Below are 15,854 nucleotides of genomic sequence, written 5' to 3' on the forward strand. Positions count from 1 at the left end.
GAGACTCTCCTCGATCGCCGGAAGCCCACCGACCAGGAGTGAACCGTGACCCGCATCGTCGCGCTCGATACCGCCGACATCCGCTTCCCCACGTCGGCCACGCTCGACGGTTCCGACGCGATGAACCCCGACCCCGACTACTCCGCCGCGTACGTGCGGCTCTTGACCGACGCCGACGACGGACTCGAAGGGCACGCGTTCGTCTTCACGATCGGGCGCGGCAACGATGTGCAGGTCGCCGCCATCCGCGCTCTCGAGAGCCACCTCGTCGGGCGTGAGGTCGAGCCGCTGCTCGCCGACATGGGGACGACCAACCGTGCGCTCGCGGGCGACTCGCAACTGCGGTGGCTCGGGCCGGAGAAGGGCGTGATGCACATGGCGATCGGTGCCGTCGTCAACGCCCTCTGGGATCTCAAGGCCAAGCGGGCGGGCCTGCCGCTCTGGCAGTTGCTCAGCCGCATGTCGCCGGAGGAACTGGTCGCCCTGGTCGACTTCCGACACCTCGGCAACGCTCTCTCACCCGCCGATGCACTCGCGCTCCTGGAAGCCGCAGTGCCGGGACGTGGGGCACGCGAAGCCGAGCTCCTGGCCACGGGCTATCCCGCCTACACCACCACTCCCGGATGGCTCGGCTACTCGGACGAAAAGCTCGCACGACTGTGCCGCGAGGCCATCGCCGACGGGTTCGGGCAGATCAAGCTCAAGGTGGGCGCGGACCTCGACGACGACATCCGCCGTTTCCGCGTGGCGCGAGAAGTCTGCGGGCCCGACTTCCCCATCGCGATCGACGCGAACCAGCGCTGGGAGGTGGCGGAGGCCATCGCGTGGGTCAACGCCCTCGCCCCCTTCTCCCCCGCGTGGATCGAGGAGCCGACGAGTCCCGATGACGTGCTCGGCCACGCGGAGATCGCCCGCGGCGTCGCCCCCATCCGCGTGGCGACGGGCGAGCACGCGCACAACCGGATCATGTTCAAGCAGTTCCTCCAGGCAGATGCCCTCGCGGTGATGCAGATCGACGCCGTGCGCGTCGCCGGCGTCAACGAGAACATCGCCAACCTGCTGCTCGCGGCGAAGTTCGGGGTGCCGGTGTGCCCGCACGCGGGAGGCGTCGGCCTCTGTGAAGCCGTGCAGCACCTCTCGATGTTCGACTTCGTCGCCCTCAGCGGCACGCGCGAAGGCCGGATGATCGAGTACGTGGATCACCTGCACGAGCACTTCGTCACCCCCACCGATGTGCGCGGCGGTGTCTACCACGCCCCGCTCACGCCCGGGACGGGCATGGAGATGCACGCGGAGAGCCGGGCGACCTACGCGTGGACGGGGGCGCACGCCCGTGTCTGAGCTGCGACGCACGCCGCACGGCGCGCTCCCCCGCCTCGGCTATGGGGCCGCGAATGTCGGCAACCTCTTCCGGCCGCTCACCGACGACGAGTCGTGGGACATCCTCACCGCCGCGTGGGACGCCGGGATCCGCTACTTCGACACCGCGCCTCACTACGGCCTCGGGCTGTCGGAGCGGCGCCTGGGCGCGTTCCTGCGCACCAAACCGCGCGACGAGTACGTGCTCTCCACCAAGGTCGGACGCTTGCTGCGTCCCAATCCCGACGACGACGGCGGCCTCGATCTCGCCCACGACTTCCACGTGCCCACCACTCTCCGCCGGGAGTGGGACTTCAGCGCTGCGGGCATCCGTACGAGTCTCGACGAGTCCCGCGAGCGGCTCGGAATCGAGCGCATCGACATCGCCTATCTGCACGATCCCGAGCGTCACGACCTCGACCTCGCCCTCGCCGAGGCCCTCCCCGCCCTCGTCGAGCTGCGCGCGGACGGAGCCGTCGGTGCGGTAGGCGTCGGATCGATGGTCTCGGAGGCCCTCGCCGCCGCCGTCCAGGCCGCACCGCTCGACATCGTCATGATCGCCGGACGCTTCACGCTCCTGGAGCAGCCTGCGGCCCGCGAGGTCCTGCCGTCGTGCCGGGCCCGCGGAACCGGTGTCGTGGCGGCGTCGGTCTTCAACTCCGGCCTGCTCGCGAGCGCCCACCCCACCCGCGACGGCCGGTACGAGTACGGCAGCCTGCCCGACGACCTCTGGGATCGTCTGCAGCAGATCGTCGCCGTGTGCGACGCCCACGGCGTTCCCCTCCCGGCCGCGGCCGTGCAATTTCCCTTGCGCGAGGAGACGGTGCGCTCGGTCGTCGTCGGCGGCAGCCGGCCCGCACACGTCCGCCAGAGCGCGGAGTGGATGGATCTCCCCGTGCCCGAGACGCTGTGGGACGATCTGTCCGAGCGCGGCCTCATCGACGCCTGACCGCTCGACGCGGCTCCCCCACCCGAAAGGACCCTCATGCTCGATGGCATCCATCCGCTCCTCACGGGCGAGCTCCTCTGGCACCTCGACGCGATGGGGCACTCCGACGCCGTCGTCATCGCCGATGCGCACTTCCCCGCCGCCGCCGTCGCGCGCCGGCTCGTCACCCTTCCGGGAACGTCGACGCCGGATGTGCTCGCGGCCGTCCGTACCGTGATTCCCCTCGACGACGCGCCGTCGCTCGATCTCATGACCTCCGCCACGGGCGAGATCCTGGACATCCAGCACGAGCTGATGGAGGCGGCGGGCACGTCCGCCGAGACCACGCGCTTCGTCGATCGGTTCGACTACTACGACCTGGCGCGCGGCGCGTTCGTCGTGATCCGCACCGGCGAGACCCGCATCTACGCCAACGCGCTGCTGCGGAAAGGCCTGGTCGGTTCGGTCTGATCAGCCGGCGCCGAGCAGAGTGGCTCCACGGACGGCCGCGTAGGCGAGGACGTTGAGCCAGAACACCGCGACCACGCCGAGTCCGATGAGCAGCAGTCCGCCGAGGAGGGTCGCCGAGCGCCGAACTCCGCCCGCGAAGGCCGCGGCGAACACGAGGATCGGGAAGAACACGGCCGACAGCAGGAGGGCCCATCCGCCGCCATTGAGGCCGAAGGTGCCCTGGGCCTGCGCGATGAGGAACGCGACGGCGTTCCAGACGGCGTAGGCGTAGAAGAGCCCGAAGAAGCCCGAGATCGTGGCGGTGAGCCAGAGCGGCGTACGGGGCCCCGGCGTGGTCGTCGTCGTCATGTCCCCACCGTCCCCACCAGCACGAACGGCCACGGGATCAGGACAGCCGCCCCCGCGATGAGCCAGACGAAGCGCTGCCAGAGCGACCGGCCGCGGGTGAACCACACGCTCCCGGCGAACCAGAGCGTGGGAGCGAGCACCGCCAGCCAGAGCGCCGGAAGCGCCCCCAGCGGCGGTGACAGTACGACTGCGACGTTCTGCAGGCGCATGCCGCCGACGATCCATCCCACCGTGTACAGGGCGTAGACCCCCGCGAGCACTCCGAGCGCCACGAGGGCGACGTCGGCGCCGCGCCGAGCCCCCTCGGACTCGGAGACGACCTGCGATGTCGCGTCGACCGGAGCACTGCCCTCTCCCGTCGAATTGGGCCCTTCCGTCGAACGGCGCTCGCCCGTCGATCTGCGCACCCGCTCGCTGCCCTTGCCGACGGCCGTGAAGCCTGCCGGGAGGTCGGGGGACGCGGGCGCGGAGCGGCCGCCGTGGACCAGGGTCGGGTCGTCGTCGCCGTCCCACGAGAACGCGTCGGCCGAGCCGTCGTCGTCGCGGGGATCTGTCACGAGGCCAGCGTAGCCGCTCCGCCTAGGCCCCGCGTGCGGCGGCGACCGCCTCCTCGACGACGGCACCGTCCGTGACGTCGTAGCCCTCGTCGGCGCCGCCACCGGGTCCGGAGGGCGCGCCGTCGGACACCCGTCCCCGCGCCGAGAGATGCACCGCGGGGACGCCGACCGCCACCAAAGCCGAGATGTCGGCCGGACGGACGCCACCCCCCGCCATGACCTCGAGGTCGGTGCCGGCGCGGGCGACGTACTCGCCGAGCCGCGCGATACCGTCGACGCTCCGGGAGGCGCCACCGGAGGTGAGGACGCGGGCGACACCCTCGTCGAGCAACGCGTCGAAGACGCCGTCGGGGACCGGGGAGGCGTCGATCGCCCGGTGGAAGACCACCGCCGTCTCCCCCGCGGCGTCCCGCCATCGACGGAGGGTATCGCGGTCGAGATCCCCCGCGCGGGTGAGGGCGCCGACGACGACGCCCCCGACTCCGCGCTCGACGGCGGCGCGGATGTCGCGGCACACGACGTCGACCTCGTCGTCGTCGTAGACGAATCCTCCGGCGCGCGGGCGCACGAGGACGTTGACGCGCTCGGCACCGATCTCTACGCACACGCGGTCGAGCACACCCACCGAGGGGGTGAGGCCGCCCACGCCGAGCGCACTGCACAGTTCCACCCGGTCGGCGCCGGTGGCCACGGCCGTTCGCGCTCCGGCGCCATCCTGGACGGCGATCTCGACGACGACACGAGGGTTCACGAGTTCACCGTATCGATACGCACCGCCACGGCGGGCTCTGCCCGCAGGCGCTCGGGGAGCTCGACCTCCCTCGTGCCGTCGGGCCGGGAGCGGACGACGGCGCTGGTCCCGTCGCTCCATGGCCGCAGCTCGCCGGAGAGGTCGGCCGGAAGCTCCACGACCCCGGGAGCAGGATCCAGCACGATCGCGTTCACCGTCGTCGCCGTCCGCGTGTAGGCACGCGGCACACCGATCGGTTCCCCCGCCCGCACCCACGGACGCGTGCCGTAGATCGCGTCTCCGTCGCGCTGGAGCCAGGCGCCGAGCTCCCGCATCGCGGCACGCTGCAGGTCCGGCAGCGACCCGTCGGCGCGCGGACCGACATTGAGGAGGAGGTTGCCGTTCTTGCTCACCACGTCGACGAGGAGCCGCACGAGCGCAGTGCCCGAGAGCGAGTGCTCGTTCCCCTCGGCCTGGTTGAAGCCGAACGAGTACCCGAGGCCGCGCGTGGACTCCCACGGGTGACCCAGGATGTCGGGCACGTGCGTGTACTCGCGCGTGAGGAACCCATGCCGCGGCACGCCCCACCGGTCGTTGACGGCGCCGTCCGGCACCGCCTCGAGGTAACGCCGGAAGAGCGCCGCGACGGCGAACTCGTCGCCGCCCTTGCCCCCGTCCGGCCACTCGATGTCGTTCCAGAGGAGGTCCGGCCGGAATCGGTCGATCAGCTCCTCGAGCTGCGCCGCCGCGTAGCGGGAGAACCACTCATCGGCTCGGCGGAAACGGAAGAGATCGGTGTCCGACTCGATCGGCGGGAAATCGCTGGCATGCCAGTCCAGCGCGCCGGAGAAGTAGACACCGAAGCGGGTGTCGCGCCGCCGCGTCGCGTCGTGTAGCTCGGCGATGAGGTCGCGGCCGGGTCCGCGGCGCGGCGCCGTGAACGTCGTGGTCGCGGAGTCCCACAGGCAGAACCCGTCGTGGTGCTTCGTGGTGGGGACCACGTACCGGGCACCGGCGCTCACGAGGTCCCCGACGAAGGCGTCCGCGTCGAAGCCCGTCACGTCCCACTCGTCGGCGAGGTCCTCGTACGTCCGGCCCGGACCGTAGAGCTCCTGATGGCGACGCCAGGTGGGGCTCCCCTCGATCCGCACCGTGTTCGCATACCACTCGGCGTACTGATGGTGGGCGTAGGCGTCTTCCACCGGCACTCCTCCGGGCGGGTGAGGCGGGGCCCATGCGGGCAGCGAGTACAGCCCCCAGTGCACGAAGAAGCCGAGCTTGGCATCGCGGTACCACTCCGGCACCGCCATCGGCGGATAGTCCGGGGCATCGGCGCCCAGATCGGGACCGATACGGGTCTCGAAGTTCACGCTGCCTCCCCCTCGCCCCGGCGCTCCACCCGAGCGGTGAGGTCGGGCCCGATCCCGGTGTCGTCGAACGGGTAGACGCCCGGGAGGAGCCGGGAGTGCCCGAGCCGCAGGAGGTCCTGGTCCACGCCACCGGGGGTGAGGGCGATGACCCAGCCCGCGGCGAGCTCATAGAGCTCCGGCTCGAGGTACCCGATCTTCACGATCACGACGTCGGCACGGGCCGGGTCCAGACCGAGCACGCGGAAGTCGTCCAGGTGGTGGAAGGGCTTGCGGCGTTCGGTGACGATCGCGTACACCGAGCCGGCGCGCACCACCACTTGGGTGCCGGCGACGGCGTCTCCGGGGGTTACGGAGAACACCTCGCCGTCGATCTCCACCGGACCGCGCGGCCGGCCGTCGACCCGCCCTCCGACCGACAAGCGGACGCGAGCTCCGGTCCCCGCGCGGGCGGCCTGCGCCACCGCGTCCGGATCGAACACCGACGCCACGATCACGGTGCGATCGCCCCGGCTGAGGTCCGCGCGTTCGAGCAGCCGGCCGAGCGTCCAGGAGACGTCTCCCGCCCCGCCGGCGGTCGGGTTGTCACCGGAGTCGGAGATCAGGAAGGGACGCGGTGCATCCTCCGCGAGCGCCTCGTCGAGTGCGCCGTCGAGGGAATCCACCGGGCCGACGAAGGCGAAGTCGGCGCGGGCGTCCCAGAAGGCACGGCCGAGGCGCTCCGCCTGATCGCGGATGGTGGCGGTGTCGTCGCCGAGCACGACGACGGTGGCGTGGCAGCGCGGCTCGTCGGCCCACGCGTAACCGACCCAGATGGAGGCGTCGAGGACGCCCGGGAGCTCTTCGACCTCGGCAAGCGCCGCATATAGGGAGCGCGCCGGCTCGATCCGCGTGCTCGTCTTCTCGCCCGGCAGCAGCACCGGCACCCGCACCCAGGCCTTGTGCGGGCGGCGCGCCACGGGGTCCGCGCCGTCGGCGCCGCGGAGGCGGACGAGGAGGTTGTGGACCGCGCGCTCCTTCGTGTTCAGCCAGTCCTCGTGCGGGGCCATCCGATAGCACGTGAGCAGATCCGCGGCCTCGAACAGCGCCTCCGACACGTTGCCGTGCAGATCCATGGAGGTGGAGACGAGGGTGTCGGGGCCCAGTTCAGCCCGGAGTGCCGCCGCGAGGTCCCCTTCGGCATCGTCACGCCCGACGACGCTCATCGCGCCGTGGATGTCGAAGAAGAACCCGTCGAAGGGGCCCTCCTCGCGCACGCCCGTGATGATGTCCTGTTTGATGCGGTCGTACGTGGCAGGGTCGACCGCGCCACCGGGGAGGGAACGTCCGTGGGTGAGGGGCACCCATTCCGCGGCCTCCCGCAGCGGGGAGCCTTCGGCCAGGAAGGGGTAGTAGCCGAGAAGCTCGTCGCCGGTGCGGATGGTGAACGACTCGTCGCCGGACACGTGAGGCGAGAAGGTGCTCGACTCGATCGAGATCCCGGCGATGCCGATGCGCGGGCGGGCGAGGCCGGCGGGATGCCGCTCGGGAAGAGGGCCTTTCCATACGAGATGGGCATCGGCGCGGACGGGCGACGGGTCAGCGGGGTTCACGGACGAGCTCGCTCTCTGTCGGGAGGGTCGGAAGGTCGGCGACGAGTGCGGCGGCGCCCAGCACGACGGCGTCGGAACGCAGCGCGCCGGGGACGATCCGCAGCGGGATGCCGGAGACGGGCGGCTGGTCGCGGAGGACTTCGTCGAGACCGGGCTCGAGGAGGTCCCATGCGGAGCTCACCCCGCCGCCGACGACGGCCAAGGGGAGATCGAGGAGAGTGGCCGCGGACACGCACGCGAGCGCGACGGCGCGGCCGGCGTCGAGGAACACGCGGCGCGCCACATCGTCGCCCGCCCGCGCCCGGGTCGCGACGACGCGGGCCGACAGCGGCGCGGAGTCGGTCGCCCGGCAGTACCGGCGCGCGATCGAGGTGCCCGACGCGAGCGTCTCCAGGTGCCCGGTGCGTCCGCACGTGCACGCGAGGTCGCCGTAGCCGGGCGTATGACCGATCTCTCCTGCCGCGCCGTGCGGGCCGTGCCAGAGGGACCCTCCGAGCAGGAGCGCCCCGCCCACACCGGTGCCGAGCATCATGCCGAGAGCGTCGCCGCTGTCGGCACTCCCCCACGCGCGCTCGCCGAGAAGGAAGGCATTGACGTCGTTCTCCACCCGCACGGGCATCCCCAGCCGGTCGGTGAGTCTCTCGCCAAGCGGATATCCCGCCCATCCGACGAAGGTCTCCGACGCGGCGCGGATCTCTCCGGTGAGCTGATCCACGACTCCGGCGGCACCCACACCGACGGCAGCGGGAGGGCCACCCATCGCAGCGAGGTCGGCCACGACCGCCGCAGCGGTCTCGGCCATCGCGTCGCCGCCGAGACGGGCCGGGGTCTCCCGCTCGGCCCGCGCCAGGACGGTCCCCTCGCGGGAGACGAGCGCGCCGGCGGTCTTGGTCCCCCCGATGTCGATCCCGGCGATGACCCCACCCGCGGTCATCGGCCACCCAATCCGGCCATCGCGATGCCCTTGACGAGGTGCTTCTGCAGAGCGACGACGAGAAGGGTCGTGGGGATCATCGAGATGATGGCCGCCGCCATCTGGAGGTCCCATCTCGTGCCGGTGATGCCGGAGAAGCTCGCGAGGCCGACGGGGAGCGTGCCGAGCTCGGAGTAGTCCACCGTCACGATGAGCGGCCACAGGTAGCTGTTCCAGAACGAGAGGAACGTGAACACCGACAGCACCGCGACGGCCGACTTCGACAGCGGCAGGATGATCTGGAGGAAGCTTCGCAGCGGCCCCGCGCCATCCACGCGCGCCGCCTCCTCCAGCTCGAACGGGATGCCCCGGAAGAACTGGCGCATCAGGAAGGTGCCGAAGGCGGTGAAGGCGAACGGCAGGATGAGTGCCTGGTAGCTGTTGACCCAGCCGAACCACTGCATGACCTGGAACATCGGGATCACGAGCACCTCGGCGGGCACCATGAGGGTCGCGAGGAAGAGGACGAACACGGCATCCCTCCCCTTCCAGCGGAGTCGTCCGAACGCGTAGCCGGCGGTCGTGGAGACCACGAGCACGACGAGGGTCCCGGCGACCCCGACGAACAGGGAGTTGCCGATGTACGTCCAGAACGGGCCGTACTCGAACACGGCCGCGAAGTTGCCCCACTTCAGCTGCGAGCCGATCAGCGTCGGCGGCATCGAGAAGATCTCCTCGTTCGGCTTGAGGGCCGAGAAGAACGCGTACACGAGGGGCGAGACGAAGATCAGTGCCGCGAGGTAGATGCTGATGTGCGCGATGACGAGGCGCACCCGCTCTCCTCGGGTGCGGACCGCGGCGGCACGGCGTCCGCCCTCGCCGCGCGCGACGTCGTCCTCGCCGGTGACGAGGGTCCGGGTGTCGGTGACGGACTCAATGCTCATAGTGCACCCACTTGCGCTGAGCGGCGAACTGCACGCCGGTGATGACGATGATGATCGCGAAGAGGATCCAGGCGGCGGCCGCCGCGAGGCCGAGATCGCCGAAGGTGAACCCCTGCTCCCAGATGAACATCACGAGCGGCTTCGTGGCATTGCCGGGGCCTCCGCCGGTGAGCAGCTGCGGCTGGGCGAACACCTGCAACGACGTGATCATCGTCATGATCGTCGCGAAGAAGATCGCCGGAGAGATCATCGGGAGCATGACGCTCCAGACGAGGCGGAAGCCGCGGGCCCCGTCGATGCTCGCCGCCTCCAGGACACTCTCCGGGAGCTGCTCCAGGGCGGCCGAGAAGATCAGCATGTTGTAGCCGAGCCCCTGCCACACGCTCATGGCGACCACCATGGCCATGGCCCAGAACGGGTCGGCGAGGAAGTTGGGAAGCGAGATCCCGAACCACCCCTGGGCCATGCCGTTCAGGAGCCCCTGCGGCTGGAGGATCATCTTCCACACCAGCACGTTGGCCACCATCGGCACGACCACCGGGATGAAGAACAACACCCGCAGCGCCCCGCGCCCGCGGATCCGGGGGCCGAGCCCGACGGCGAGCACGAGAGACAACGCGACGCTCAACGGCACGTACAGGATCGTGTACACCGCCGAGTTGCGCAGCGCCGGCCAGAAGTCGGGACTCGCGGTGAACAGCTTCACGTAGTTGTCGACGCCGTTGAAGGAACGGTCGCCGAACGTGGGCCAGTCGAAGACGCTCATCACGATCGAGAGCCCCACCGGCACGATCGTGAACAGGGCGAGCCCCACCAGGGCGGGGCTTGCAAACCCCAGCGCCTGGCGGGACTCGACCCGCGCGAGCGATCCGCGACGTTTCGTCGTGGTCGTCATTGCCATCTCTTCTGCTCGAATGCCGTCCGCGGACGACTCAGTTGCCGAACTGCGCTTGCGCGTTCTTCAGCAGTTCCGCCATCGTCATCTGGCCGTTGTAGACGCTGACGAGGTTGGGCTGGACGTAGCTGTCGATCTTCTCCCAGTTCTTCGTCATGTACAGCGGCACGGTCGTGGCGAACGCCGACTCGAACACGGTCTTGACCTGCTCGCGGTACTCCTCGTCGATCGAGTCGAAGTACAGCGGCTGCGACTCCGTGCGCGCCGGGTAGGAGCGACCCGACGAGGCGATGTAGTCCTGCGCGTCCTTGCCGAGAAGCGAGCCCATGACCTTCAGCGCCTCTTCGGGGTGGTCGCACGTGGCGGAGATCCCGTAGCCGGACCCGAGGATGGGCCCGGGGTTACCCTGAGCGCCGGCGGGAAGCGGGGCCATTCCGGCCGCGAACCCGGACTCGTTCTTGAGGTAGCTCACCGCGTTCCACGTGCCGTCGACGGCCATGGCGGCGTTGCCGCTCGTGTACTGGTTCTCGCCCCAGCCGGTGTCCGAGGCCGACGCAACGGGCGCGGCCACACCGAGCTTGGTCACGAGGTCGGCGTACCAGGTGGCCGCTTCGACGAACGCCGGGTCGTCGATGTGAAGCGTCCCGTCCTCCGCAGCGGGCTGCGTGCTGGAGTAGGCGATCGGCATGGACATCCACTGGTATCCGCCCATGCCCATCCCGAACCCGTACTTGCCATCCGTGGTGGCATCCTTCGCGATCGACGCGAAGTCATCGAAGGTCCAGCCGATCTCGGGCGTCTTCGCGCCCGCAGCGGTCAGGAGGTCCTGGTTGTAGTAGACGAGCATGGTGGCCACGTCGAAGGGGACGCCGTAGAGGTCGCCTTCGAAGCTGAGGATGCCGTCGGCGCCCGGGTTGAAGTCGGCGAAGTCGAGTCCCGCGGTGGCGAGGTCCTCATCGGTGAGCTTGCGGAAGCCGGACGTGAACCCTCCGAGCTGCGCACCACTCATCCCCGTCACGCACGCCATGTTGCCGCTGGCCATGTTGGTGGTGAGCTTCGTGAAGAAGTCGTTCCACGGCGCGGTCTGCAGCTTGATGACGACATCGGGATTGGCCTTCTGAGCGATCTCCACCTGCGCCTCGAGCGCGGCAGTGTCCGACTCGCTCCCCGACCACATGTCGACGACGATCGTGGGCTTGTCGCCTCCGCTCGTTCCCGGGTCGGTGGTTCCCGCGCACCCGGTCAGGACGACCGCGACGCCGGTCGCCGCGGCGACCGCCCCCACACGCATTCTGTTCATGTTGCCTCCTCAGGCAGTGCAGTGACTCTTTGGTTATTTCGGCCATCGAACTAACCTTGTACTCTTGTGACGCAAGTCACCCTGACAGATTTCGAAACCCGTTGCAATACGAACATCGGATGTTTATCGTTCGGTGATGTAGCGTCACACGATCGAAACGAAGCACCGCGGGACCCCGCCGGTGGACCTGCACGAGAACCCAGGAGTCCCTGATGTCGACCGACGGCGCACCGACCACCCCCTCCGACGACCTCCTCAATCGGCGCATCATCGACCTCATATCGCGGGGCGACGCGCGATCACGCTCCGACCTCGCCTCCCTCCTGGGCCTTGCCCCCTCGACGGTCGGCCTCCGCGTGCAGTCCCTCATCGATGCGCACCTCCTCCGCGAACGCGGCGAGGGCACGTCCCGCGGCGGGCGCCGTCCGCGGCTCCTGGAGCTCGACGGCGACGCGGGCGTCGTCCTCACCGCCGACATCGGGGGCGGTCACGCCCGGATCGGGGTACACGGCCTCTCCGGCGCCGTCCGCGACGTGCGCACCATCCCGGTCGTGCTCGCCGACGGACCCGTCGCCACCCTCGACGCCGTCTGCGCCGTCTTCGATGAGCTCTCGCGCGGCACGATCGTCCGCGCCATCGGGGTCAGCCTCCCCGGCCCCGTCGAGACCCGGTCCGGCACGGTGCACCAGCCCTCACGGATGCCGGGATGGCCCGGCTTCAGCGTGATCGCGCACCTGTCCGAGCGCTACGGCGCCACCGTCGCCGTTGACAACGACGCCAACCTGGCGGCACTGGGCGAACACCGTGAGCAGTTCGGCCTCGGCGGGCACAGCATCACCGTCAAGGCGGGGACGGCGATCGGCAGCGGCATCATCGTCGACGGCGCGATCCACCGCGGAGCCACAGCCGCCGCCGGCGACATCACCCACACCCGGATCGACGCCTCCGCCGGGCGGCCGTGCTCGTGCGGCAACACCGGATGCCTGGAGACGGTCGCCAGTGGCGCCAGCCTCGTCCGCCAGATGCAGGAGCTGGCTCACCAGGACGTGGTTCGCACGGGAGACGTGCTCCAACTCGCCGCCGACGGCAATCCCGAGGCGACGACTCTCGTCCGCACCGCCGGCACGCACCTCGGACAGGCGCTCTCCGGCGTCGTGAACTTCTTCAACCCGCACGCGGTCTTCCTCACCGGCAGCATGAGTGCGTCGGAGCCCTTCCTCGCTGCCGTCCGCAGTCGCGTGTACGAGGCCTGCCATCCACTGGTCACCCAGCAGCTGCGCATCGAGCGCGCCCGAACGGGCGCCGATGCGATCCTGTGCGGCGCGGCCCTCTGGGCCCTCGACAACCTCGAGCTCCCCGTGGTGCGCTGACTCCCCCGCGTCCGGGCAGGCTCACTCCCCGCGCAGCGTGAGCTCGATCACGGGCACGACGACCTCGGGCCGCCGGATCGGCAGATGCACCGAGAGGGTTCCCGCCGGCTGGCCTGCCGGCGTCATCAGGTCGGCCTCCCGGTCGGGATCACTCACCGAGGTCCGCAGCCAGGAACCGTCATGGAGGAGCCGCGCGAAGGAGACCTTCCCGGCCAGCCCCGGCAGGTGCACGACCCCCATCGGCCACGAGAACAGGTGGAGGAACACCCGGTTCCCCTGCCGCGTGTAGACGCCCTCCCGCGGCGCGACGAGTCCCGCGTGCCCCGCCCCGACGATCGCGTCGCGATGGAGGGCCATCCACTCGCCGATCTGCGCCAGCGTGCGCTCGTCGCGCGGAGCGATGGCGCCCCGTCCGTCCGGCCCGACGTTGAGGAGCATGTTGCCATCCATCGACACCGAGTCGGCGAGCATCTGCACCAGGAGTGCGGCGGACTTCTGGTCGTGGTTGTCGCGGTGGTATCCCCATGAGCCGTCCATCGTCTGGCAGGCCTCCCAGGTCTGGGCGACACCGTCCCGCACGAGCGGCTCGGTGGGCTGATACTGCTCGGGGGTGACGAAGTCGGCCGGGATCCCGAGGCGGTCGTTGACGAGCATGTCGGGCTGCAGCTCACGGCACATCGCGAGGAGCCCTGCGGCGTCCCAGTCCTCCGGTCCCTTGCCGGCGAGGCCGTCCCGGGTCTCCGGGTAGGTGAAGTCGAAGAACAGGTAGTCGATCGCTTCATAGTCAGTCAGCAGCTCCCGCACCTGAGCGTGGAGGAACTCGCGATATCGCGACATGTCACGCGTCGCGTTCCGCTCGGCGATGCCGGCCTCCCCGCGACGGGGGTGATTCCAGTCGATCGTGAAATCGGGATGGTGCCAGTCGATGAGCGAGTGGTAGAAGCCGACGCGGAGGCCCTCCTCCCGGAGCGCCTCGACGTACTCGCGGACGAGGTCGCGACCACAGGCCTTCGGGGCGGTGAAGTCGCTCACCGCGCTGTCCCACAGGGCGAACCCGTCGTGGTGCTTGGTCGTGAGCACGACGTAGCCCATCCCCGTGTCCGCGGCCCGGCGAGCGAGAGCGCGCGCATCGAAGCGGTCGGGGGCGAAGTGATCGAAGTACACGCGGTACTCCTCGTCGGTCAGCCGCTCGTAGTTCTGCACCCACTCGTGCCGCGCCGCGGCGCTGTAGAGACCGAAGTGCACGAACATCCCGAAGCGTGCGTGATCGAACCAGGCCTGTCTCATCGCGATCCTCTCTTTGGCCCCATCTTGCCACAGACATCGGATGTTTGATGCCACTGCGCGCGCGGCGGACGACGAGAGCCCGGACCCTTGTAAGGGTCCGGGCTCTGCTGGCTTACGTGAAGCCGGGCTCGGCGGGTGCGCCGAGGTCGTGTCGCCGCGATCAGCGCGCGGCGGAACCTTCCACGTAGTCGGCGTCCTGCTGCTTCCACGCGAAGAGGGCGCGCAGCTCCTTGCCGACGGCCTCGATCGGGTGAGCGGCCGCCTTCTCGCGAAGCTCGTGGAACTCGGGTGCACCGGCGTCCTGGTCGCCGATGAAGCGCTCGGCGAAGGCACCCGACTGGATGTCGGCGAGGACGCCCTGCATGTTCTCCTTGACGTGCGGGTCGATCACGCGGGGACCGGAGACGTAGTCGCCGTACTCGGCCGTGTCGGAGACCGACCAGCGCTGCTTGGCGATGCCGCCCTCCCACATGAGGTCGACGATGAGCTTCAGCTCGTGCAGCACCTCGAAGTACGCGATCTGCGGCTGGTAGCCCGCCTCGGTCAGGGTCTCGAACCCGTACTGCACGAGCTGGGAGACGCCACCGCAGAGCACCGCCTGCTCTCCGAAGAGGTCGGTCTCGGTCTCCTCCGTGAACGTCGTCTTGATGACTCCGGCACGCGTTCCGCCGATCGCCTTGGCGTACGAGAGGGCGGTCTGCCACGCGGAGCCGGACGCATCCTTCTCCACCGCGATGATGTCGGGGATCCCGCGACCGGCGACGAACTCGCGACGCACGGTGTGGCCGGGCGCCTTGGGAGCGACGAGGATCACGTCGACGCCCTCGGGCGCATCGATGTAGCCGAAGCGGATGTTGAAGCCGTGGGCGAAGGCGAGCGTCTTGCCATCGGTCAGGTTCGGCTTGATGTGGTCGTTGTAGATCCCGCGCTGGTGCTGGTCCGGCGCGAGGATCATGATGAGGTCGGCCCACGCCGTGGCGTCGGCGACGGACTTCACCTCGAAGCCCTCCTCCTGTGCCTTGACGGTCGACTTGGAGCCGTCCTTGAGCGCGATGACGACCTCGACGCCCGAGTCGCGGAGGTTCTGCGCGTGCGCGTGTCCCTGCGAGCCGTAGCCGACGATGGCGACCTTCTTGCCCTGGATGATCGACAGGTCGGCGTCGGAGTCGTAGAAGATCTCAGCCATGGTGTGTTCTTTCTCCTTGTTGTGAACGTGAGTGTCCAAGACACGCGGATCATGTGGGGCGAGCGTCCGCGTGTCTTGGACACTCGCCGGGTCTTCGTCAGCCGCGGAGCACGCGCTCGGTGATGGACTTCCCGCCGCGGCCGATCGCGAGCAGACCCGACTGTGCCAGCTCCTTGATACCGAACGGCTCGAGCGCCCGGAGGATCGCCTCGATCTTTCCCCGGTCACCGGTCACCTCGACCACGAGCGCGTCAGTGGCATAGTCCACGATCGACGCCCGGAAGAGGTTCACGACCTCGATCACGTTCGATCGGGTCTGGTTGTCGGCTCGCACCTTGATGAGCATGTGCTCGCGCTGCACCGAGGCGGCCGGGTCGAGCTCGACGATCTTGATGACGTTGATGAGCTTGTTCAGCTGCTTGGTCACCTGCTCGAGCGGCAGCTCCTCCACATCCACCACGACGGTGATGCGAGAGAGGCCGGGGACCTCCGTGACGCCCACGGCGAGCGACTCGATGTTGAAGCCGCGGCGCGCGAACAGCCCCGCGACGCGGGTCAACAGGCCGGGCTTGTTCTCCACGAGGAGACTCAGGACATGACGACTCAT

The 15,854-nt window shown here is 69.7% G+C and carries 16 protein-coding genes; 4 read left to right on the forward strand and 12 right to left on the reverse strand.

What is annotated here, in order from left to right:
• Positions 1 to 45: 45 nt before the first annotated feature.
• Genes AVP41_RS03365 through AVP41_RS03375 form a run of 3 tightly spaced genes read left to right on the forward strand, consistent with a single transcriptional unit; the run spans position 46 to position 2,758 of the window.
• Positions 46 to 1,341, forward strand: coding sequence for an enolase C-terminal domain-like protein (locus AVP41_RS03365; protein WP_067160732.1), 1,296 nt, complete (start codon positions 46 to 48; stop codon positions 1,339 to 1,341).
• Positions 1,334 to 2,308, forward strand: a complete 975-nt coding sequence (locus AVP41_RS03370; protein ID WP_231902648.1) for an aldo/keto reductase — start codon at positions 1,334 to 1,336, stop codon at positions 2,306 to 2,308. Before AVP41_RS03365 ends, AVP41_RS03370 begins: the two co-directional genes overlap by 8 nt.
• 36 nt (positions 2,309 to 2,344) lie before the next feature.
• Positions 2,345 to 2,758: an RbsD/FucU family protein gene (locus AVP41_RS03375; RefSeq protein WP_067160735.1), complete on the forward strand. Its 414-nt coding sequence runs from the start codon at positions 2,345 to 2,347 to the stop codon at positions 2,756 to 2,758.
• Here the strand turns inward: AVP41_RS03375 and AVP41_RS03380 are convergent, their stop codons facing one another.
• Genes AVP41_RS03380 through AVP41_RS03420 form a run of 9 tightly spaced genes read right to left on the reverse strand, consistent with a single transcriptional unit; the run spans position 2,759 to position 11,404 of the window.
• Positions 2,759 to 3,106, reverse strand: a complete 348-nt coding sequence (locus tag AVP41_RS03380) for a hypothetical protein (RefSeq protein ID WP_067160738.1) — start codon at positions 3,104 to 3,106, stop codon at positions 2,759 to 2,761.
• On the reverse strand, positions 3,103 to 3,663 hold the full coding sequence (locus tag AVP41_RS03385; protein ID WP_067160740.1) for a hypothetical protein: 561 nt from the start codon (positions 3,661 to 3,663) through the stop codon (positions 3,103 to 3,105). Before AVP41_RS03385 ends, AVP41_RS03380 begins: the two co-directional genes overlap by 4 nt.
• 22 nt (positions 3,664 to 3,685) lie before the next feature.
• A complete protein-coding gene (locus AVP41_RS03390; protein ID WP_067160743.1) occupies positions 3,686 to 4,414 on the reverse strand; it encodes a copper homeostasis protein CutC in 729 nt (242 codons plus the stop codon).
• A complete protein-coding gene (locus AVP41_RS03395) occupies positions 4,411 to 5,763 on the reverse strand; it encodes an alpha-L-fucosidase (RefSeq protein WP_067160746.1) in 1,353 nt (450 codons plus the stop codon). The genes AVP41_RS03390 and AVP41_RS03395 overlap by 4 nt, the downstream gene beginning before the upstream one ends.
• Complete coding sequence (locus AVP41_RS03400) at positions 5,760 to 7,352, reverse strand: M81 family metallopeptidase (RefSeq protein WP_067160750.1); 1,593 nt, start codon at positions 7,350 to 7,352, stop codon at positions 5,760 to 5,762. Before AVP41_RS03400 ends, AVP41_RS03395 begins: the two co-directional genes overlap by 4 nt.
• Complete coding sequence (locus AVP41_RS03405) at positions 7,339 to 8,286, reverse strand: ROK family protein (protein ID WP_067160753.1); 948 nt, start codon at positions 8,284 to 8,286, stop codon at positions 7,339 to 7,341. The genes AVP41_RS03400 and AVP41_RS03405 overlap by 14 nt, the downstream gene beginning before the upstream one ends.
• Complete coding sequence (locus AVP41_RS03410; RefSeq protein ID WP_082828995.1) at positions 8,283 to 9,209, reverse strand: carbohydrate ABC transporter permease; 927 nt, start codon at positions 9,207 to 9,209, stop codon at positions 8,283 to 8,285. Before AVP41_RS03410 ends, AVP41_RS03405 begins: the two co-directional genes overlap by 4 nt.
• On the reverse strand, positions 9,199 to 10,104 hold the full coding sequence (locus AVP41_RS03415; RefSeq protein ID WP_067160756.1) for a carbohydrate ABC transporter permease: 906 nt from the start codon (positions 10,102 to 10,104) through the stop codon (positions 9,199 to 9,201). The genes AVP41_RS03410 and AVP41_RS03415 overlap by 11 nt, the downstream gene beginning before the upstream one ends.
• A gap of 37 nt (positions 10,105 to 10,141) precedes the next feature.
• Entirely contained in the window at positions 10,142 to 11,404 is a 1,263-nt protein-coding gene (locus AVP41_RS03420) for an ABC transporter substrate-binding protein (protein WP_231902649.1), read from the reverse strand.
• Between the two features lie 212 nt (positions 11,405 to 11,616).
• Between AVP41_RS03420 and AVP41_RS03425 the strand changes: the two genes are divergently transcribed.
• Positions 11,617 to 12,774 carry an ROK family transcriptional regulator gene (locus AVP41_RS03425; protein ID WP_067160762.1) on the forward strand — a complete coding sequence of 386 codons (1,158 nt, stop codon included), beginning with the start codon at positions 11,617 to 11,619 and terminating at the stop codon, positions 12,772 to 12,774.
• Between the two features lie 21 nt (positions 12,775 to 12,795).
• On the opposite strand, the gene AVP41_RS03430 is transcribed toward AVP41_RS03425, so the two are convergent.
• From AVP41_RS03430 to ilvN, 3 genes are all read right to left on the reverse strand, one after another.
• A complete protein-coding gene (locus AVP41_RS03430; protein ID WP_067160765.1) occupies positions 12,796 to 14,061 on the reverse strand; it encodes an alpha-L-fucosidase in 1,266 nt (421 codons plus the stop codon).
• Between the two features lie 160 nt (positions 14,062 to 14,221).
• Positions 14,222 to 15,247: a ketol-acid reductoisomerase gene (gene ilvC / locus AVP41_RS03435; protein ID WP_067160768.1), complete on the reverse strand. Its 1,026-nt coding sequence runs from the start codon at positions 15,245 to 15,247 to the stop codon at positions 14,222 to 14,224.
• A gap of 97 nt (positions 15,248 to 15,344) precedes the next feature.
• Positions 15,345 to 15,854: an acetolactate synthase small subunit gene (gene ilvN / locus AVP41_RS03440; protein WP_067160771.1), complete on the reverse strand. Its 510-nt coding sequence runs from the start codon at positions 15,852 to 15,854 to the stop codon at positions 15,345 to 15,347.

The organism is Microbacterium sp. TNHR37B, assembly GCF_001620065.1.
In the GTDB taxonomy this organism is placed as follows: domain Bacteria; phylum Actinomycetota; class Actinomycetes; order Actinomycetales; family Microbacteriaceae; genus Microbacterium.

Coding starts and splice junctions, on each gene's coding strand:
- AVP41_RS03375 (WP_067160735.1), top strand. CDS start 2,345: ATGCTCGATGGCATCCATCCGCTCCTCACGGGCGAGCTCCTCTGGCAC.
- AVP41_RS03380 (WP_067160738.1), bottom strand. CDS start 3,106: ATGACGACGACGACCACGCCGGGGCCCCGTACGCCGCTCTGGCTCACC.
- AVP41_RS03405 (WP_067160753.1), bottom strand. CDS start 8,286: ATGACCGCGGGTGGGGTCATCGCCGGGATCGACATCGGGGGGACCAAG.
- AVP41_RS03410 (WP_082828995.1), bottom strand. CDS start 9,209: ATGAGCATTGAGTCCGTCACCGACACCCGGACCCTCGTCACCGGCGAG.
- AVP41_RS03415 (WP_067160756.1), bottom strand. CDS start 10,104: ATGACGACCACGACGAAACGTCGCGGATCGCTCGCGCGGGTCGAGTCC.
- AVP41_RS03420 (WP_231902649.1), bottom strand. CDS start 11,404: ATGAACAGAATGCGTGTGGGGGCGGTCGCCGCGGCGACCGGCGTCGCG.
- AVP41_RS03425 (WP_067160762.1), top strand. CDS start 11,617: ATGTCGACCGACGGCGCACCGACCACCCCCTCCGACGACCTCCTCAAT.
- AVP41_RS03430 (WP_067160765.1), bottom strand. CDS start 14,061: ATGAGACAGGCCTGGTTCGATCACGCACGCTTCGGGATGTTCGTGCAC.
- ilvC (WP_067160768.1), bottom strand. CDS start 15,247: ATGGCTGAGATCTTCTACGACTCCGACGCCGACCTGTCGATCATCCAG.
- ilvN (WP_067160771.1), bottom strand. CDS start 15,854: ATGAGTCGTCATGTCCTGAGTCTCCTCGTGGAGAACAAGCCCGGCCTG.